General features: G+C 54.5%; 21 protein-coding genes and 2 pseudogenes. 6 read left to right on the top strand and 17 right to left on the bottom strand.

Annotated elements, in window-relative coordinates; translation table 11 throughout:
- The 4 genes and pseudogenes from JCM12296_RS40155 to JCM12296_RS23035 form a co-directional block, all read left to right on the top strand.
- On the top strand, positions 1-532 hold a 532-nt coding region (locus JCM12296_RS40155), incomplete at its 5' end, for a type 1 periplasmic-binding domain-containing protein (protein ID WP_479690880.1).
- A gap of 111 nt (positions 533-643) precedes the next feature.
- Positions 644-796: pseudogene (locus JCM12296_RS50740) on the top strand (ATP-binding cassette domain-containing protein); the annotation flags it as partial.
- Positions 797-881: 85 nt separating this feature from the next.
- A complete protein-coding gene (locus JCM12296_RS23040; RefSeq protein WP_218188240.1) occupies positions 882-1,400 on the top strand; it encodes an ATP-binding cassette domain-containing protein in 519 nt (172 codons plus the stop codon).
- Positions 1,400-2,377 (top strand): ABC transporter permease, encoded by a 978-nt coding sequence (locus JCM12296_RS23035; protein ID WP_054698463.1) that lies wholly within the window; start codon positions 1,400-1,402, stop codon positions 2,375-2,377. Before JCM12296_RS23040 ends, JCM12296_RS23035 begins: the two co-directional genes overlap by 1 nt.
- Before the next feature lie 226 nt (positions 2,378-2,603).
- Here the strand turns inward: JCM12296_RS23035 and JCM12296_RS23030 are convergent, their stop codons facing one another.
- From JCM12296_RS23030 to JCM12296_RS23015, 4 genes are all read right to left on the bottom strand, one after another.
- A complete protein-coding gene (locus JCM12296_RS23030; protein WP_054698461.1) occupies positions 2,604-3,470 on the bottom strand; it encodes a transporter in 867 nt (288 codons plus the stop codon).
- 63 nt (positions 3,471-3,533) lie between these two features.
- On the bottom strand, positions 3,534-4,514 hold the full coding sequence (locus JCM12296_RS23025) for a uroporphyrinogen decarboxylase family protein (protein ID WP_054698459.1): 981 nt from the start codon (positions 4,512-4,514) through the stop codon (positions 3,534-3,536).
- A 35-nt stretch (positions 4,515-4,549) separates the two neighbouring features.
- On the bottom strand, positions 4,550-5,185 hold the full coding sequence (locus tag JCM12296_RS23020) for a corrinoid protein (protein WP_054698457.1): 636 nt from the start codon (positions 5,183-5,185) through the stop codon (positions 4,550-4,552).
- 37 nt (positions 5,186-5,222) lie between these two features.
- Positions 5,223-6,026 (bottom strand): methyltetrahydrofolate cobalamin methyltransferase, encoded by an 804-nt coding sequence (locus tag JCM12296_RS23015; protein WP_054698456.1) that lies wholly within the window; start codon positions 6,024-6,026, stop codon positions 5,223-5,225.
- Between the two features lie 188 nt (positions 6,027-6,214).
- On the opposite strand from JCM12296_RS23015, the gene JCM12296_RS23010 reads away from it, so the two are divergent.
- Complete coding sequence (locus JCM12296_RS23010; RefSeq protein ID WP_083456426.1) at positions 6,215-7,111, top strand: LysR family transcriptional regulator; 897 nt, start codon at positions 6,215-6,217, stop codon at positions 7,109-7,111.
- A 10-nt stretch (positions 7,112-7,121) separates the two neighbouring features.
- Here JCM12296_RS23010 and JCM12296_RS23005 read toward each other — a convergent pair whose 3' ends face one another.
- The 4 genes from JCM12296_RS23005 to JCM12296_RS22990 all read right to left on the bottom strand — a co-directional run bounded on the left by JCM12296_RS23005 (position 7,122) and on the right by JCM12296_RS22990 (position 9,539).
- Positions 7,122-7,934 (bottom strand): class I SAM-dependent methyltransferase, encoded by an 813-nt coding sequence (locus JCM12296_RS23005; RefSeq protein ID WP_054698452.1) that lies wholly within the window; start codon positions 7,932-7,934, stop codon positions 7,122-7,124.
- 117 nt (positions 7,935-8,051) lie between these two features.
- The gene (locus JCM12296_RS23000; RefSeq protein WP_172684050.1) at positions 8,052-8,480 is read right to left on the bottom strand and encodes a cobalamin B12-binding domain-containing protein; all 429 of its coding nucleotides are present in this window, start codon (positions 8,478-8,480) and stop codon (positions 8,052-8,054) included.
- Between the two features lie 20 nt (positions 8,481-8,500).
- The gene (locus JCM12296_RS22995; RefSeq protein ID WP_054698448.1) at positions 8,501-8,755 is read right to left on the bottom strand and encodes a B12-binding domain-containing protein; all 255 of its coding nucleotides are present in this window, start codon (positions 8,753-8,755) and stop codon (positions 8,501-8,503) included.
- The gene (locus tag JCM12296_RS22990; protein WP_054698447.1) at positions 8,748-9,539 is read right to left on the bottom strand and encodes a GntR family transcriptional regulator; all 792 of its coding nucleotides are present in this window, start codon (positions 9,537-9,539) and stop codon (positions 8,748-8,750) included. Before JCM12296_RS22990 ends, JCM12296_RS22995 begins: the two co-directional genes overlap by 8 nt.
- 1,488 nt (positions 9,540-11,027) lie before the next feature.
- On the opposite strand from JCM12296_RS22990, the gene JCM12296_RS42385 reads away from it, so the two are divergent.
- Positions 11,028-11,459, top strand: a complete 432-nt coding sequence (locus tag JCM12296_RS42385; protein ID WP_218188239.1) for a uroporphyrinogen decarboxylase family protein — start codon at positions 11,028-11,030, stop codon at positions 11,457-11,459.
- 215 nt (positions 11,460-11,674) lie between these two features.
- On the opposite strand, the gene JCM12296_RS22975 is transcribed toward JCM12296_RS42385, so the two are convergent.
- The 9 genes and pseudogenes from JCM12296_RS22975 to JCM12296_RS48005 form a co-directional block, all read right to left on the bottom strand.
- Positions 11,675-12,544: a 3-hydroxyacyl-CoA dehydrogenase family protein gene (locus tag JCM12296_RS22975; RefSeq protein ID WP_054698443.1), complete on the bottom strand. Its 870-nt coding sequence runs from the start codon at positions 12,542-12,544 to the stop codon at positions 11,675-11,677.
- A gap of 100 nt (positions 12,545-12,644) precedes the next feature.
- Positions 12,645-13,436 (bottom strand): enoyl-CoA hydratase-related protein, encoded by a 792-nt coding sequence (locus JCM12296_RS22970; RefSeq protein ID WP_054698441.1) that lies wholly within the window; start codon positions 13,434-13,436, stop codon positions 12,645-12,647.
- Positions 13,437-13,509: 73 nt separating this feature from the next.
- Positions 13,510-13,902, bottom strand: a complete 393-nt coding sequence (locus tag JCM12296_RS22965; protein ID WP_083456425.1) for an acyl-CoA dehydrogenase family protein — start codon at positions 13,900-13,902, stop codon at positions 13,510-13,512.
- Between the two features lie 143 nt (positions 13,903-14,045).
- Positions 14,046-14,648 (bottom strand): annotated as a pseudogene (locus tag JCM12296_RS45440) (acyl-CoA dehydrogenase family protein); the annotation flags it as partial.
- A 598-nt stretch (positions 14,649-15,246) separates the two neighbouring features.
- Complete coding sequence (locus JCM12296_RS22950) at positions 15,247-16,035, bottom strand: IclR family transcriptional regulator (RefSeq protein ID WP_172684049.1); 789 nt, start codon at positions 16,033-16,035, stop codon at positions 15,247-15,249.
- A gap of 40 nt (positions 16,036-16,075) precedes the next feature.
- The gene (locus JCM12296_RS48020; RefSeq protein ID WP_281492132.1) at positions 16,076-16,564 is read right to left on the bottom strand and encodes an enoyl-CoA hydratase-related protein; all 489 of its coding nucleotides are present in this window, start codon (positions 16,562-16,564) and stop codon (positions 16,076-16,078) included.
- Positions 16,462-16,830 carry an enoyl-CoA hydratase-related protein gene (locus JCM12296_RS48015; RefSeq protein ID WP_281492131.1) on the bottom strand — a complete coding sequence of 123 codons (369 nt, stop codon included), beginning with the start codon at positions 16,828-16,830 and terminating at the stop codon, positions 16,462-16,464. Before JCM12296_RS48015 ends, JCM12296_RS48020 begins: the two co-directional genes overlap by 103 nt.
- Positions 16,831-16,849: 19 nt before the next feature.
- Complete coding sequence (locus tag JCM12296_RS48010; RefSeq protein WP_054698430.1) at positions 16,850-17,467, bottom strand: acyl-CoA dehydrogenase C-terminal domain-containing protein; 618 nt, start codon at positions 17,465-17,467, stop codon at positions 16,850-16,852.
- Positions 17,468-17,475: 8 nt separating this feature from the next.
- Positions 17,476-18,564, bottom strand: coding sequence for an acyl-CoA dehydrogenase family protein (locus tag JCM12296_RS48005; protein WP_281492130.1), 1,089 nt, complete (start codon positions 18,562-18,564; stop codon positions 17,476-17,478).
- Between the last annotated feature and the right edge of the window lie 330 nt (positions 18,565-18,894).

The following is an 18,894-nucleotide window of genomic DNA, read 5'->3' as shown; positions in this document are numbered from 1 at the left end:
GGCGCTCAACCGCACCGGGCTGGGCAAGGGCGACAGGGCGCTGGTCTGGGGGTTGAAGAGCCAGCCGACCCGCGGGCGCAGCTCGCTGGCCCTGGTCGAGACCCTGGAGAAAGCCGGGCTTACGGTCGACTACATGGAGATCACCCCGGAGATCGACAAGGACGCCGCTCTCGGTCAGCCGGTGATGACCGCCTACCTATCGGCCAACCCGGACTGCAAGCTGGTCATCATGGATCATGGCGCCCTGACCGCCCAGTTGGAGAATTTCTTCCGTGCCGCGGGGGTCGGGCCTGACGCAATTTTCGGCGCCGGGTTCAGCATGTCCCCGGCCACGGTCAGCGCCATCAAGAACGGTTACGTGGATCTGGTGGGCGACGGCCAGCCCTATCTCCAGGGTTACCTGCCGGTATTGCAGATCGTCCTGACCAAAAAACTCGGCTTCTCCGGCCTGACCATTCAGACCGGCGGCGGTTTCGTGCACAAGGATAATATCGACCTGATCGCTCCCCTGGCCGAAAAAGGCCTGCGCTAAGCCAGACGCATCGACGGCAGGCATGCGCGCCGACCGTTCTTCCCCTGCGGTCGGCCATGCCTGCCGTTTTTTCCCACGCCATATAAGCAACTACCGCCCGGGTGACAAACCATGCAGCCGGTATTGGAACTTCGCGACATCAGCAAATCCTTCGGTCCGGTGGACGCCCTCGTCGGCGTGAACCTCAGCCTTTTCGCCGGTGAAGTGCTGGCCCTTTTGGGAGACAACGGCGCGGGCAAATCCACCCTGATCAAGATCATCGCCGGCGTCCACACCCCGGACGGCGGCGAGATGCGCATCCGGGGACGACGGGTCGACCCGCGTACCTTCGATGTGCGCCGGCCGGCGCATGGGAATCGAAACCGTCTACCAGGAGCGCTCCCTGGGGGAGAAGCAGGCCATCTGGCGCAACGTCTTCATGGGGCGTCACCTGACCCACCGTTTCGGATTCATCCACGTGGCCCGGGAGAAAGCCATCGCCGAGCAGATTCTCATGCAGCACCTGGGGCTGCGCGGCGCCGGCATGGATCCCCGCGCCCCGGTGACACGCCTTTCGGGCGGAGAGCGCCAGGGCCTGGCCATCGGGCGGGCCATGTATTTCCAAGCCGAGACCGTTATCCTGGATGAGCCGACCACGGCCCTGTCGCTCAAGGAAGTGGGCAAGGTCCTGGCGTTTATCGAGCAGATCCGCGCCAGCGGGAAGTCCTGCATTTTGGTGACCCACAACCTGGCGCATGCGTTCAATGCCGCCGACCGGTTTGTGATCATGGAGAAGGGCCGCCTGCGCATGCAGTATGCCAAGGATGAGCTGACCCTCGAGAGCCTGAACCGCAACATGCTGGACATCGCCAATGGGCTGAAGAACTGATGCAGCGGTTTTTGAAACACCACCTCTCCCCCTTCAAGCTGCAGATTGGCGTTTGCCTGATCCTGTTCACCCTGCTGGGCCTGTTCGCCCTGGCCAACCCGCAGACCTTTCTCTCCCTGCGGATCTATACCGCGTTCATGTCGACCATCCCCTTCACCGCCATCCTCGCGCTGGGGTTGACCTTTCTGATTATCGCCGGCGAACTGGATCTCGCCTTTCCGTCGGTGATGGCCTTTTCCGGATTCGTCTTCGCCCTGGTCTACACCCGCTTGGGCAGTCCGGCGGGTGCGCTGCTGCTCAGCCTGGTCGCCGGCGCCATGGCGGGCCTGATCAACGGCCTGATTGTCGTGACCGTCGGCGTGCCGTCCATCATCGCCACCATCGGGATGCAGTTTTTTTGGCGCGGCCTGACCACGCTGCTGGCCTCGGGGCTGGCCATCAACCTGGTCAGTATCCGCGGGACCTGGCTGCATCCCCTCATGGCCGGCCGTATCGGCGGCGTGCTGCCGGTCCAGGCGCTCTGGTGCCTGGGGCTGGCTGTTTTCTTCTGGCTGATGCTCAACCGGCATGTCTTCGGCGACAACCTGCGTTTCGTGGGCGACGACATCAAAACCGCGCACATGATGGGCATCGACACAAACTTCACGCGCGTTATGCTGTTCACGCTCATGGGGCTGGTCAGCGCCCTGGTGGCGGTGATGGTCTGTCTGGAGATGGCCAATTGGTGGCCCACCCAGGGAGAAGGATATCTGCTGATCGTCTTCGCCTCGATTTTCATTGGCGGGACCTCGGTGTTCGGCGGGGAGGGGACCATCTTCGGTACCGTGGTGGGCGCCTGCATCATCGGCATCATCGAGGCCGGTATCATCAGCGCGGGCCTCTCCGGATTCTGGACCCGGTTGGTCTACGGCTTGATCATCGTTCTTTCCGTGTCGATCTATGCCCGGGTATTGAAGATCCGCCGGATATCGTTTTAGCGACGGGGTATCGCGCCCCGGCAAAAGCCGTCCCTTGACACGGATTTCCCGGCGGTGGAAGACCACCCGATCTGCCATGGAAGGCCCTTGCCGGAACTTTTTGAGATGTTACGCAGCGATGGTTTCGTTGCACAAGCATCCGGTGGTGAAAAAAAGGAGAGGGCTTGAGCCCTCCCCCTTTTTTTGCGGTTTAAAAATTGATCGTTATGGCTTGAGCCTTGGGGCGTTACCAAACATAAGCAATCCGGGTGCCGAACCAATTCTGTTTCACACCGTTATCCCGTTCGATTTCCGTGTTGTACTGGAGCATCAGGATTACGTTGGACGCAACATTAAAGGATGCGGTGAACCTGAGCGCCTGGTTGTCGGCCTCGTCATTCTGACTGATACCGTCTATCTCGTTTTCCGCTCCGGAATAATAGTAATGGCTGGCACCGATCCAGAAGGCATCGGTGACATTGTAGGTCAAATGGGTCTGAAGACTGAAAAGCGGGTCGGTTTCAAGATCCGCCGAGGATGCGCCGTAATCGTCGTTATCCGTGTAAAAGGTCACATCTCCGGTAAATTCCAGGGTGATGGCCTTGGTCTGGAGGATTACCGGGGTGTACTCCAATTTGTAGGTCCAGCGGTTGCAGCCGATGTTGACGACCTTGTCGGAATGGTAATCGCCCGTGGGCGCACTCAGGTAAAAGCCTGCGGACATCATGTATGACAGATCGTCGGACTGGAAAAAAAAGGGCGTATTGATATGGGTTGCGATCGTGGTGTCCCCCAGTCCGCTGGAACTGTTGCCTTCAAAGTCCAGGTCGCCGACCGGCTGGACCACATCGTAACTCCATGTCCAGTCTCCCAGGCCCACAAAATGGGCGTACCTGAAAATGGCCATGTTAAGGCTGTAATCAATGTTGCTGTTGATTTTGTCGCCGCCGGCATATAACTCCTCCCCGCTATATTGCCGGTAGTAAAACAGAAAAATGCTGGTACCGTCCGGGGCTGCAATGCTGTCTCTGGGATCGTTCTCCGCCAGGGCAGACAACGGCAGAAGAAGGGGAATCACAAAAAGAATCGATATGATAATGGGTTTTATTTTCATGAAGCGCCGTTTCTTTCAGGTAATGTGTGGTTTCGCAAAAACACGCCGGTTCCAAACCGGTGATCAGAACATTTTTTTGCTCATGATGTCGATTTGCCGGCTCACTTCATCGTAAACACCGGGGAAGGAGCTAAAGGGCAGTCCCTGGGTCAGACAGGGGATGAAATAGTGTTTGCCGAAGCTTCGGCACGCCTTTTCAACATGCTCGGCACAAATTTCCGGTGTCCACTCCGGAAAATCGATGACACCGCTGTCAAGACCGCCCATGAAGGTGATTTGCTTGCCATACGCCTCGATCAGTTTGGGGATGTCGTTGGTGGTCATTGTGCCCTGCCAGATATCGATGCCCATTTCGATCATGAGGGGGACGTAGGTCGCGGCATAGGAATCGCTGTGATGAACGATCAACTCGATCCCATTGTCTTTCCAGAACTTGTAAATCTCTTTGTACGGTTCGAGAAAGAAGTCCGCGTACATGTTCGGAGAAAGGAAAGTGGATGCCTGTCCGCCCCAGTCATCGTGATGGAACAGCGCATCCGGGTGGAGTCGCTCGATGATCAATTCGGCTCTTCTCAACTCCTGGTCCTTGAGCAAGGCAATCAGGCCGTGCATCTCTTCGGGCTCTTCATACAGCGCCATCAGGGCATCCTCCATACCCATCAGATGATGGGTCATCTCAAAAATGCCGGGCATCTGGCATGCCGCCAGAAACTGTTCCTCACGATTCACCTTGCCGGCCTGTTCAATGACCGGGCCCCATTCCTCGTCTTTGAAATCGAGACGGGGAGCCTTCACTTGCTCCCGCCATTGGGTAATGTCCTTGATCACCTTGTGCTTATCATCGTGAAGGGGGAAGGCGCCGATCTGGCCTTCGGGAAAGTCGAATGTGATCCCCCAGTCGTCTTTGACCGTCTGCCCAGGCGCCAGCGGGTATTTGAATCCGGGAATGAAAACGGTGAGTTCCATGAATTCATATTGATTGACGAACCTGTCCGGACGTCCGCCCTTGATGGTCTCCAACAGATTTTGTTTTTTAGTCAGCATGGCTCGGTTTCTCCCTATGGTTGTGTTCTCTTGCTTTAAGCTGCGGCGATAAGTTCCTTGGCCTTGATGGCGGCGCTCCCGGCATCGGCCGCATAGCCGTCCGCACCAATCTCCTCCGCGAACTGGGCGGTGACCGGCGCGCCTCCGACCAGCACCTTGAACCCGGGCAGGCCGCTTTCCTTGAGGGTTTTGACCGTTTCCTTCAAGGCCGGCATGGTGGTCGTCAGCAATCCCGAGCAGGCGACAAGCTTCACATTTTCATTGGTTTTGACGGCATCGATGAACTTCTCGATGGAGACATCCACACCCAGGTCAACCATGGTGAATCCGGCGCTTTCGATCATCATGGCGACGAGGTTCTTCCCGATGTCGTGCAAGTCGCCTTGAACCGTTCCGATAACACAGGTTCCCAGGGATGAGCCGCCCTCTCCGGCCAGAAGCGGCTTTATTATTTCCACGCCCTTGGCCATTGCCTTCGCGGCCATCAGCATTTCAGGGACAAAAATTTCATTGGTGGAAAACTTATCCCCGACAACACCCATGGCCGAGACCATTGCATCGAGAATTTCGACGGGGTTGCCGCCTTCATCCAGCGCTTCCTGGACGAGGCCGGGTACGATTTTTGTTTTTCCTTTTTCGACATTTGCTTTTACATCATCAATTTTTGACATGGGTTCCCCTTGTTATGGTTAAAACGGTTATGGTTGGTTATTTGACGGGGCCGTAAAGCCCTTCTCGGTAGCCGTTGATGTACTCCATGCAGTACTCATCATTTCCCTTTAAGGCTTCCGTGGCGTAGATCAGTCCCATCATGTGCTTGTGCAACGGATTGATGATGGCGCTGTCCATTCCCGCACCCATGGAAAGAACAAGAAACGCCTGGTTGACGAATTTACGGGCCGGCAGGTTGAACGAAATATTGCTGGCGCCTCCGGTCACATGAATCGTGGGATACTGTCGCTTGACTTCCCGCATCACTTCCATGACGGTGTTGATGCCGTCTTCAGCGGTGCAAAGCATTTCAACCAAGGGATCGATATGCAGGCGGGACGGATCGATGTTGAACGCCTCGGCCTTTTCCATGATGGCGGCAAACACCTCGAGGCGCTTTTCCCCGGTTTTGGGGATGCCGCTATCGTCGCACAAAAGCGCGATGCATTCCCACTGGGTATCCGCGATCATCGGAAAAACCACATCGATCTTGTCTCCTTCCATGGAGACGGAGTTCACCAGACCGGGTTTATTGCAGAATTCGATGGCCTTGGCGCACACCCTGGCGTCGGGGCTGTCGATGGCGATCGGGGTGTCGGTGGCCTCCTGAACCAGATCAATCAGCCACTTCATGGTATCCAATTCGATCGCCGAGTCCACCGATGCGCATACGTCGATGTAAGCCGCCCCAGCTTCGGACTGGGTTTTGGCAAGCTCCCTGATTAACGCTTCGTCCTTGTCGGCAATGGCCTTTGCCACAGACGGAATGGCGCCGTTGATTTTTTCACCGATAATAATCATTTGACTTCACCCTCCTCGGTTTAGTAAATATCCTATAGTCATATATAAGAGTGGATAAACGCAGATTCGGGCGCCAAATGGAAATAATAAAAATGGAAGGGTTATGCATTTATTAAATAATCTGCATCTTTTCGGCTTGCCAACGGACTCAACAAGGTTTTCAAAACCATCCAATTCGGGTTGCACGAATGAAAATAGATTATTTTAGAGAATTCATTGCTCTGGCAAAATACCTTAATTATTCAGTTACATCGGAACGGCTCAACATGACCCAACCGGGGTTGAGTCGTCATATTGCCATGCTTGAAAAAGAAGTGGGTACAATGCTTTTCAAGAGGGACACCCATAATGTTCGACTGACCCGGGCCGGTCGGACATTCCTGGAAGGGATTGAGACGATTGTAAGCGACTATGACGCCCTGTGTGAGAAGCTGAAGCGTACTCTCGCCGAACAGCTTCATATCGGTGTTCCGTATTTTGGGATTAAAAGATATCTCAGCGACATGGTGAGTGGTTTTGAGTCGTCCCATCCCCAGGTCAAACTGAAATATCTGCCCGCCTATCCGGAAGCCATTGTCGATGCCTTGCTGGCAAGGCAGGTGGACCTTGCCATCCTTCCCCGGATCGACGCACCCAATTCCAACCGGCTGATATTCCACGATGCTTTCAGGGAACCCTTGGCCGTTATCATGCATCGGGAACATCCCCTGGCATCCCGGAAACGCCTGCACCTTAGCGAATTGAAAAAAGAAAGCTTCATCTCCATTCAGGGGTATTACAGCGGGGCGATGGTCAAGTATCAGCATGATTTTTGTCGGACGGCGGGGTATGAACCCCAGACCGTGTTGACGGTCAAATCGATTGAAGAAGCCGTGTTGAACATGAAGCCCGACATGGGGGTCTTGCTGATGCCCTACCATGTGAAAGAGGCAAACATTTCCGCCAATGTCAAAGGCATCGCCGTGGCCGATCCGCAGTGCTATCTGACCATCAGCCTGTGCCACCATCCGGAGAATGATAACCCGCTGATTGGCCGCTTCATTGAGTACTATCTGAAGTTAAACGTAAAAGGAGGATACGGATGATAAGGGAGAACTAAGGAACGCTTTTCGTTTTGACACCTTCCGCTATTCGCCAAACGATACGGCCTTTATCCTTCATGTCTTCCAGACCGGCAAATAACTGTACGACCCGGTCGCGTCGCTCTTCATATCCACGTCCCGGGAAAAGCGATGCAGATTGGGCTGGAATAGAGAAAAAATCCTGCAGGAAACCGACATCAAGGGGTCTTGCCCATTGATGATGGCTGATATCGCCGCAACGGTCTTCCAGTGCCCGGCTGGCCTTGTCGTAATCGGTGATCACCCGAAACCGGGGTTCCGGCTCGCCCAATCGTTCATAGGCAACGCTCATCAAGTCCTCATTGCTTTCGCCCAAGATCTGGGGATAGAAAGAAAAGGCGATTTTCCCGCCGGGACGAAGGCACTTGACGGATTCATCAAGGGTGGCACGAACATCCGGAAAGATAAAGATCGAGGCGTTGTAAAGCACATAATCAAAATCTTGATCGCCTACAATCTGGGTCAGCTTCTCACCGTCGCCCTGGATCAGACGGATGGCCGGCGCACGGCAAAGTTCCTGTCCGGCGGCAATCATCTGCTCGGATAAATCCACGCCCAGAACGCTGCAGTCAAACCGGTCATGCAGTGCTTTGGCGGAAATACCATTTCCGCAGCCGACATCCAGAACCGACGACCCTCTTTGCAGATTAATTGATTCGGCCATTTTCAGGGCCAGACGGTTAAAGAACTGGTATTTGTCCTCGAAGTCCTGATAAATTTGAAAACTTTGGTCAAAGTTGTTTGCAACGTTACGCTTGACTTTATCTTTAAATTCCGTCGTGCTCATCTGTTTCCCCCATCATTGATGCTGTCCGCTTGATATCTGTTTTATGCCATGGCATTCAAGATGATGCTTTTGGGCTGCGTTATCCGCCAATCGCCTCATTGATGCAGCTTCCTCCCTCTATCTTTTTTTGGGACGTTTGTCTTCTGATTTGTTCATCACGCGGTGGCAGATCGCCAGGCCTTCGGAGGCATCACTGACACAAAAATCCGACTTGACGTAGCGACACACATGTTCATCGATGCTGGTTCCCCCAATGATAATCGACGGCACGGGGGGAGGGAGTTTGTTGCGCAGCAGGGAGACGGTCTCCTCCAGTTTCGGCCATCCCGTGGTCAACACACAGCTGATGCCGATCATGGCGGGTTTGTGTTCCTGAGCCTTGGCTAAAAACGTGGCCGGTGGCACATCGACGCCTAAATCGATCACATGAATCCCCTTGCAACGAGCCAGGATGGCAAACAGATTTTTCCCCAGATCATGGATATCGCCGGCAACGGTTCCCAGCAACATGGTGCCGATGACAGACTCGGTTTTTTTGGTTCCCAAATGCGGTTCCAACAAATCTGTCATCTGGCGCATGATGCACCGGCCATGATCAGCGCGGAAATATAGTAGCGGCCATCTTCGAACCGTTGGCCGATTTCCTGCATTCCCTGAAGACAGCTGTCCAGAAGATCCTGAGGCGGGTAGCCGGCGTCGAGCATGGTGCTGACTTCAGCGACGCATTGCTTTTCCTTGAGATCGACAACCAGTTTGACCAGTTTTTTCAAGCGCACCGCACCCACCGGATTCGTTTTGCCTTGATTACGGCCTTTATTCATTCCAGACCCCCACCTTACTGATCAGCGGCATTTTCTCGGGGCTGACGGTGAACCAGCCGAAGGAGGCGGGCTGGTCTGAGAAATCGTAGAATATATGCTCCAGCCTGAACGCACATGCGCCTGCCTTGCTGTTGAGAAGCTCGGCTTCCTGCTCGTTAAAGAATGCGGGCAGCAAGCGAAGCTCTCCTTTCATGAAGCATGACGTCGTATTTTCGAAAAAAAGGCCGGTGAGCATCTTCGTATCCAGCATGGTCTCTACAATGGGGGACTCCGGATCAAAACGGGCATACCCAACCTGGATGGTAAACGGGTGGCCCTGGTATAAAATGAGCCGTTCAACCACCACCAAGCGTTCCCCATTGGCTACCCCCAGGGCGCTGCACGGGGCGCCCTGGGCGGATTCAACCGTGGCTTTCAGAATGCGGACATCCAGGTTGTCCTTGTCCATAAAAACATCCCGCAGCGCATCGAGGCCAAAATGACTGGTGGCAACGCCAATGCGTTGGACGAAGGTCCCGCTGCCCTGAACCCGTTTAACCAGCCCCTCTTCGGCCAGCACGCCAACGGCCTGACGGGCGGTCATGGCGGAAAGGCCAAAATGCTTGGCCAGGGATGCCTCCGATGGCAGACGGCTGCCGGGCTCGTAGATACCCGCAGAGATGCGCTGTTTCAATATATTGGCCAGCTGGACATAGGCGGGTAAATAGCTCGTCTTGTCTATTTTTTCCGTTCCATCGGACTCGGTTGGCGATATCCGCGATTGATCAAAAAAACTTCGCACCATGAATGGCTTCCTGCCGTCTGGGAGATCGACTGTAAGTGAAAGGCTGGCCTTGGATCCGGCTATCGCTCGCCCATCTTTTCCAACAATGACGGCTCATTGCTTACAACGTGACTCGTAAAAAGCAGCGTATCTTGCGGGGAAACATTTAGGTCCACGAAGTCACTCGGATTTCGGGTCACTTCCTTAGAAGCATAGAATCGTTAGCGTAACCGTTCGTATCAAAAAAACACTTGACATTCCTCTATAAGACTTGTTTGGTCCTGTCAAGGCGATAAAGCCATCTATAAGAATATGTGATTGGCGTCTTGGGTCGATTGGTTACCGGTGTGATTTTTCTTCAGAAAAGAATTCCCTAACCTTCACATTACCGGCGGACACGATTATCGAGAAAGCCACGGCATTCAACCCGGACGTAATTGGTGTCAGCGGTCTGTTGGCGCTGGCCTTCGACTCGATGAGGGGGTTGGGGAGAAACTGAAGGAAGCCGGTCTGCGTGACCCGTACAAGGTTATCGTCGGGAAATCGACCATCTCTGGAGGGGCACAAACCAACCATGGGAGACATTATGGTAGGCCAGAACAACACGCTGTCGGTCACAGAGCGACAGGATGCGTTTTTAGCCCAGTGGGCATCGGGCGAAGGCATTGAATTCGCAGGCCCGGAAGAAAAGGCCGCCTATCAGGAGCGCGCCGGCCTGGTTAGCGATGCGCTGAAGATCAGTCCGGACATCAAACGGGTGCCGATCATGCCCCTGACCACCTTTGCACCGACCATGCTCAAGGGCCTTAGCGGTCATGAGGCCATGTACAACCCCGAAGCGGCCGGTCAGGCTTATTTCGATTTCTGTGCCACCTACCAGCCGGATACCGCCGGTGCCGCATCCATGCTGATGTATGGGCCGGCATTGGAAACCCTGCAGTACAATCTGTATAAATGGCCCGGGCACGGGGTTGCCGAGAATCTGTCATATCAGTTCAACGAAAAGGAGTACATGAAACCCGAGGAATACGATCGTTTGATCAGCGATCCGACGGATTTCTACCTGCGTTTCTGGATGCCCAAAACCCACGCTGCCCTGGCACCGCTGGCCGACATCCCCCCCATTTACGGCGCCATGGAACTGCCCATGCTTGGCCCTTGGCTGGTTGCCATGGGGACCCCGCCGGTGCAGGCGGCGCTCCAGGCACTGATGACAGCGGGCAAACAATGCTTTGATTGGATCAACACCATGGGGCCGATTTTGGGTCAGATCATGGCCGCCGGCTTTCCTTTCGGCATCGGCGGGGCCACCAAAGCGCCCTTTGACGTGCTCAGCGACTCTTTCCGCGGGACCACGTCGCTCATGATGGACCTGTACCGTCGTCCCGAAAAAGTGATCGAGGCAGCCCAGCGTCTGGTTCAGCCCATGATCGATCAGGGGGTCAGCGGTGCCGTGGCCAATGGCAACCCCATTGTATTTATCCCGCTACACAAGGCGCCGACGGCTTCATGTCCGATGAGCAGTTCCAGAAGTTCTACTGGCCGACCCTCAAAGCCGTCATGGTTGGCCTGGCCGGGGCGGGCTGCGTGCCGGCCTGTTTCGTCGAAGGCGGATACAACCAGCGCCTCGACTATCTGGCCGAGACCGCCGACATCCGCTGCATGTATCTGTTCGACCGCACCGACATGAGCAAGGCCCGTGAGGTGCTGGGCGGCAAGGTCTGCATTGCCGGCGGCTTCCCGGTATCATTGATTCTGACCGGAACCGTGGACCAGGTCGAAGAGGAGACCAAGAAACTCATCGACGTTGCCGCCGCTGACAAAGGTTATATTCTCAGCATCGGTTGCGCCCTTGACGAAGCCAAACACGATACCATGAAGGCATTCGTGGAAACCGGAAAAACTCACGGTACCTATTCGTCAGTGGCTGTCCGGAAATAGGCGAATTGGGTCGAGATCAAGGCCCCCGAAAATTTTTGCCACAGGCATCTGGTTGATATTCCGAGGATAAAATTTTTCGGGGAACCAAGATATCGGGAAAATTGGACATTTCTGGATGGACACTGGTTGTCGATAGGCCATCTGGGGGCCATCTGGGGGCCGTCTGGCCGATTGGTCCTTTGGTGGTGAAAGCGTTGGCCATGGGTAGTTGACGCCTACAAACGCTGACCATTTTCATCGTACCGATACCAACCTTGACCGCTCTTTTTGCCAAGATGCCCGGCTCTCACTTTTCGTCTCAAAAGCTGGGGGGGATAATAACGATCTTCACGGCCTTCCTGGTATATTGATTCCAGCGCGTTACAGGAGACGTCGAGCCCCACGATATCTCCGGTTTCAAACGGCCCCATGGGCCGACCGAAGGCCAGCCGGACCCCCTTGTCGATATCTTCCGCCGTCGCCACGCCCTGTTCCAGAAGCTTGATGGCTTCGACGTAGCTCACCAAATTGACTCGGTTGAGCAAAAAACCCGGCAGATCGCTTTCCACCCGGATGGGCTCCTTGCCCAATTCCCGAACCACAGCGGCCCCCATCAGCATGGTCTCCTCGGACGTACTCACGCCCCTGACCACCTCCACCGCCCGCATCATGGGAACCGGGCTGAAAAAATGGAGCCCCAACACCCTTTCCGGACGCCGGGTAACTGCTCCAAGCTCGGTAATCGGCAGCGAGGAGGTGTTGCTGGCCAGGACCGTATCCGGTTTGCATATCTCATCCAGACGTCGAAAAATATCCCGCTTGAGGTTTAGATTTTCGAAAACCGCCTCGACCACCAAGTCCGCATCTCCGGCCTTTTCCAAATCGCCGGAGAATTGAATCCGTTCGACAATGGTATCCCGTGGTTCCTTGAGCCGCCCCTTTTCGACAAGCTTGCCAACCGACCAGGCAATATTTTCTCGAGCTTTTTGCAGCGCTTCATGGTTTTCATCACTGATGGTCACGGCCATGCCGGCTTGAGCGAAAACCTGCGCGATCCCGCTGCCCATCAGGCCGGAACCAACAACGAAGATGTTCTGGATTTTCATGGATTGCCTCCCTCGCGGCACATTGGGATCAGGTCCCCTTGGACTTTAGGTTGCCGGAAATTATTAATTTCCGGCAACCTTATTTCTCTGTCTCTGTTTGTTAGCGATAGTTGGAAAAATCGGGTTTTCGTTTTTCCATGAAGGCATTTCTGCCTTCCAGGGATTCATCGGTTCCATAGTACATACTCAATCCGCCAACGCCCAGATTGGTGATTCCCGCAACCCCGTCGGTCTCGGCGTGGAAGGCATATTTGAGCATTTTAAGGGCCGTGGGACTTTTTTCCAAAAGTTCCTGACACCATTGGTCGACTTCACTGTCCAACTGTTCCAAGGGCACCACCTTATTGACCAACCCCATGTCGAGTGCCTCATGGGCCGTGTACATCCGGCACATATACCAAATTTCCTTGGCCTTCTTCAACCCGACCGCTCTTACCAGGTCACCGGTTCCATATCCCGGATCGAAGCTGCCGACCTTGGGACCGGCCTGGCCCATTTTGGCGGTTTCGGCGGCAATGGACAAGTCGCAGACGACCTGAAAGACGTGCCCGCCGCCGATGGCGTAGCCATTCACCCGGGCGATGACCGGCTTGGGGATGGTCCGGATCAGGTGGGACACGGTCTGCCAACCAACTTCCACTGGCAGCGCCGCAATGGTGCCGGCATACCCGCTTTTATCCCTGATGGACTGATCGCCGCCGGTGCAAAAGGCCTTTTCGCCGGTACCGGTAAATACCACCACCCCAACGGTGGTGTCTACCCAGGCATCCGTCAGCGCCTTGTTCAGTTCCAGAAGCGTCAGAGACGTACAGGCATTGTATTTTTCGGGTCGATTGATGGCGATCCGCGCCACGCCATTTTTTTTCTCATAAAGGATCTCTTCAAAATTCATTTTATTTCCTCGATAGGTAATGGCAAGAGTTTAATTGTTTGGCCTTGAAGTGGCCCAAAAGACGGTGATTCGTCTACCGATAATACCGATAATTGTAGGGCAAAAATTCTCTCCCCATCATTTCCCGGTGAACCACCAGCTTGGAGACCTGGGAGGTGCCATCGGCGATTTCGATGGCCAGCACATCCCTCAAACGTTGCTCCAACGGATAATCTTTGGTGTACCCATAATGACCATGCAGCACGATACAGTCCCTGATCGCATTGGTTGAAAAACGGGGGGCCATCCATTTTACCATGCCGGCTTCTTTACTGCTGGAGCGGCCCTGATCTCTCAACCACAATGCCTTGTAGCACAGCAGCCGAACGGCCTCCAGGAGGCTGAAGTGTTCGATGATCGGGAAAGAAACGCCTTCGAAAGTCGCCAGTGGTCGGCCGAAGGCCTGGCGCTGTTTGACATGTTCCATGGTCTCTTCAAGGGATACAAAGGCGGGCGCAGGGCTTCCAGGCAGAGCAGGATGCGGCTTTGGTCAAACCCCTGCATGGCCAGTTTGAATCCTTTGCCCTCTTGGCCGATCAGATAGGTTTCGGGGATCTCCACATCCTGCAAAAAGAGGGAGCCCCGGACGACGGCGTTGCATCCGAGGTCTTCGTAGGATTGGGTCGACACGCCGGGAAGGTCCATGGGAATGACAAAACAACTGACCCCCTGGGCGCCGGCCTCGGGATCGGTCTTGGCGAAAACCAGAGCAAAATCCGCATCCATGATGGCGGTGATGCCCGACTTCTCTCCGTTTAAAACATAGGCGGCACCCTTCTTCTCTGCCCGCGTTTGAAGGGCGGCGGCATCTGTCCCGCACCCGGGCTCGGTCAGGCAGAAGGCCGGGATCTTTTCACCGGCCAGAAACGGCCCGAGAAATGCGTCCTTTGCCTCCTTGTGTCCTTGCTCCAAAAGACCGCCGCAGAGATGATTGGCCACATGGGTTGACATTGAAATACTGCAGTCCCCCCGGGAAATCTCCTCACACACGATCCCCTCGGTGATAAACGACTCGCCCAGTCCCCCATTCTCCTGACTCACCGATACGCCGATGAATCCCAGATCGCCCATTTTTTTGACCAACTCCCGGGGATACCGTTTCTCCCTGTCCCACTGCTGATACCTTGGTGCCAGTTCCTCCTGGGCGAAGCGCCGTACTTCCTTTTGGATCATTTTTTGGTGTTTGCTGAATTCAAAATCCATGTAAGAACCTCCTGCTTTGCGGTTTACTAACCTACCTATTTTTTGTAGGGATAAATCCTTGGCCGCTGAAAAAATGGATTCGATCCCATAAATTGATCAATCGATTGTAGGGACTGTATTTTCTGGCTTTCTAGATAAATACCAAATTTGATATTTTTAAATCCATATTTGGTACTTACTTAAAACGATTAAATTCTTGTGTCAAGAAAAAAAGATACTTTTGAGCCAATTTCCAAAGTCCCAGGTCAAGTCTTTTTTATTTCTTTTTGAATTTCTCGCTGAGTATTTACCTAAAACAGCTTTTTACATCTTTGGAAAACGAAGAGAATTATTAAATATTAGAAACTTATGTGGATGTGAATGCTCAGGCCGGATGCCCGCGTCGAGGACTTTTTCGCGTGCACTCAACGCATTGGCGATGGGTATGTGGGGCGCCAGACATGCGTTTTTCTTTCATGGACGGGCACAAAGACAAGCAGGATGGAGGAAATATTTATTTCCGGCAACCTCATATCGTCATCGCAAGAAAGCGACAAACAGGTATCCGCCGATCAGAAGAAATCTTATATTATGCTGCGCCGGTATTAGATGGGTATCCCATAGCAGCTGAAGCCTTTCGGGCAGCATCGACCACCATTTCGCCGTATTTCTCTTTATCCTTAAGATCAAAATTAAATATGGAGGCGGATATTCCGATGCACCCAACATGCTTTCCGGAAAAGTTAAAAATCGGGGCGGCAATTCTTCTGACACCCTCTCTTAATTCCTGGTCCTCGAATCCGAAACCGCAGTTTTTTATCTGTAGAAGCTCAGCGTCAAGGGCTTCAGGGTCTGTAATGGTATATTTCGTGATGGCGGGCAAACCTATTTTTTGAATGACTTGGTGCCTTTTTTCTTCGCTCATCAAGGAAAGATAAACTTTTCCGACACTAACAGCATGAAGGTAGGGAATGACACTTCCAACGCGAGAGTAGAGTGCCATGCTCTCGCTTCCCCGTATCTGTTCCAAGAGGATGAGTTGATCACGGTCCAATGTCGCCAGTTCAATTGTTTTGCGTGTCTTATTCGACAGCTCCTTCATGTATTTCCAGGCAGAATTGCGCAGGTCGTATTTGTCATGGAGTCGATGCCCCAAATACAAAAATTTCAAACCCAGCCGGTAGAGTCCTCTTTTTCCGGATTTGTCAAGGAAACCTCTTGAACAAAGGGTGTTGAGGATACGGATAAGGGACTGGCGTGGTATGTCGACGCGGTCAATGATGTCGGAAAGCGACATTTCCCTGTCAGACGCGGAGATGCATTCGATAACATCCACGGCACGGTCAACCGCCGGAACTGTATTCTTCGTCTCGCTCATCCCCTGACCCATATCCTGAATGACAGAAACCACACAAGTCTTATTTGCCGGAAAATTGCGGTTTCCGTTTTTCCTTAAACGCTGCAAAGCCCTCTTCTCGGTCTTCGGTCTGCCGAACAATGGCGGCCCCTTCGGCTTCGCTCAGCAGCCCCTGGTCAAGCCCCTCGTAAATTCCGGTCGAGAATGCCTCCAGTACATAGCGCACGGCTACGGGTGGCCGCTCGGCCAGTTGCTGAGCCATGGTCATGGCGTCATCGAGAAGGTGCGCCGGTGGGACCAGTCGGTCGACGAGACCGCAATCAAAGGCCGCGCGGGCGTCAAGCGTCTGGCTGAGTAGAATCATTTCCAGGGCCTTGGTCCGTCCGACCAGCCTGGGCAGGCGCTGGGTGCCTCCCCAGCCTGGAATGATGCCGAGGTTGAGTTCGGTTAGCCCCAGCTTAATTTTCGGATTGTCGGCCAGCAGCCGAAAGTGACAGGCCAGGGCCAACTCCAACCCGCCACCCATGGCGTATCCATTGATGGCCGCGATCGTGGGTTTGGGAAAACGATCGATCTGCCGCCACAGGTCCCGGCCGATATTGCTGATGGCTTCGGTGTTGGCGGCATCGCTAACATCGAAGCGGCGGAAAAGAATTTCTCACCGGCACCGGTGATAACGACCACACGAACCGCTGCATCGGTTTTCACCTGTTCGACAGCACGGCTGAAAGCCTGCATGGTCGACAGGTTCCAGGCATTGGCCGGTGGGTGGTCGATACGGATCAGGGCAATATTGTCTTTGATTTCCGGTTGCATCGGCTTATCCTTAAATTCATTAATAGGCAGTGTCGGGAATCTCGATGATTTCTCGTTCCTGGCGCCGGCAGGTGCCGATTCTGGCCTGGGTATGGGGCAGGGTGGTGTCCACGAACCAGGTCGCCTGATAGACCTTGCCCTTGAAAAAATCATTTTTTTTGCCGTTTTTCGCGGCCCGGTCAGAGGCAATGACCGCCATATCCAATAGTCGCCAGGCCATGGTCAGGTCCCCGAAGGCCAACAGGGCCGGATAGGTGGTCGAGGCCCATTGAAGCGGGTCGGTTTTCATGCGCGTGCGCATTTCCATGGCGCACGACCAAAGCTCGCCCGCGGTGGACGCCAGTTGAGCGACTTGATTCTTAAGGACGGGATGATTCCGGTGGGTGGCGCAAAAGCCGTCGATCTCCTCCTGAAAGGCCTTAAAGCAGCCGCCGTCTCTGATTTGCATCTTGCGGCCCATCAGATCCATGGATTGGATGCCGTTGGTTCCCTCGTACAAGGACATGATTTTGACGTCGCGCAGGTAGCGCTCAATGGGATAATCCCGGCAGTATCCGTACCCGCCCAGGCACTGCATGGCCGTTTCACAAACGCGAAAACCCGTGTCCGAACAGTAGGCTTTCAGAATCGGCGTCATAAAGTCGATCAGGTTCTGGTAGCGTGTTTTTTCCGGCCCCGGTGGCAGCGCTTGGCCAGGTCTTCCCAAAAGGCGGCGGTGTAAACCATCGAGCGCATCCCATCCGCGGCCGCTTTCATCCACAGCAGCATACGTCGAACATCCGGGTGATGGATGATGGTGACGTCACCTTCCGATCGACCGGCGATGTCGCGGCCCTGTACCCGATCTTGGACATAGGCCAGGGCGTTGCGGTAGGCACTGCCGGCCATGGTCATGCCGCTGACCGCGGAGTTGATGCGGGCACCGTTCATCATCTGGAACATGTGCGCCAGGCCCTTGTTTTTTTCTCCGCACAGGTAGCCGATGCAGTCGTCGCGGCCGCCAAAGGTCAGGGCGGCCGTCGGGGCCGCGTGCAGGCCGCATTTGTGCTCGATCCCGGTGCAGACCACATCGTTGGGCCCGGCCAGTGTGCCATCGGCATTGACGCGAATTTTGGGAACCACGAAAAGAGAAATCCCGGCGGTGCCCGACGGTGCGCCGTCAATGCGGGCCAGCACCAGATGGATGATGTTTTCGGTCAGATCGTGTTCACCCCAGGAGATGAAAATCTTCGATCCCTTGATGCGGAAGTGATCGCCTTCAGGATAGGCCATGGTTTCAAGGGCACCCAAATTGGACCCGGCACCGGGCTCGGTCAGGCACATGGTGCCACTCCAGGTGCCGCTGAACATCTTGGATACAAAAAGCTGTTTGAGCGACTCGCTGCCGAAGCTGTGAATCAACCGGGCCGCGCCGAACGCCAGGCTGGGTGCGCTGTTGAAGGCCTGACAGGCACCATACATCATTTCATTGATGATGATGCGCATCATCAGCGGGAATCCCTGACCACCGTATGCCGGATCACCGACGGCGGCGGTCCAGCCATCGCTTCCATATTGCCGAAACGCCTTTTTGAATTCAGCCGGGCAGCGGACCTCCCCATTGGCGAATGCAACGGGGTCTCCTCGGCAATCTGATTCAGAGGATCGAGGACGCCTTTGGCGAAATGAATCGCTTCGTTTACCATGAGATCGAGGGTCTTTTCGTTCAGATCCGCAAATGGCGCCAGATTGCATAGGGTCCCGTAATTGAGCTGTTCTTTGAGAATGTAGAAAACATCCCTGGTGTCGATTTTAAAATCAGTCATTCTTTTCTCTTTCCCGCTATCCTGTTTTAAGCACTATACACCTTTTTTGTCGCCGCAACGATCAGTTCCAGGGCCGAATCGTCGGCCACGCCATCCTTATGCGTGATATATGCATAGATCTCAGCCATTATTTCAACCCTCCTTTGGCCTTCAGGTGTTCAATCAGCTTGTCACCATTCACCTCGATCTCGTTCCCAGCGGTATCGGGAACCCGTTTCACGCATACCAAAATGTCCATGAGTTGCCTCCTTTTGGTTTA

The organism is Desulfosarcina cetonica JCM 12296 (assembly GCF_001311845.1).
In the GTDB taxonomy this organism is placed as follows: Bacteria; Desulfobacterota; Desulfobacteria; order Desulfobacterales; family Desulfosarcinaceae; genus Desulfosarcina; species Desulfosarcina cetonica.
The sequence above is the reverse complement of the archived record's forward strand: the minus strand, read 5'-3'. Positions and strand labels throughout refer to the sequence as shown.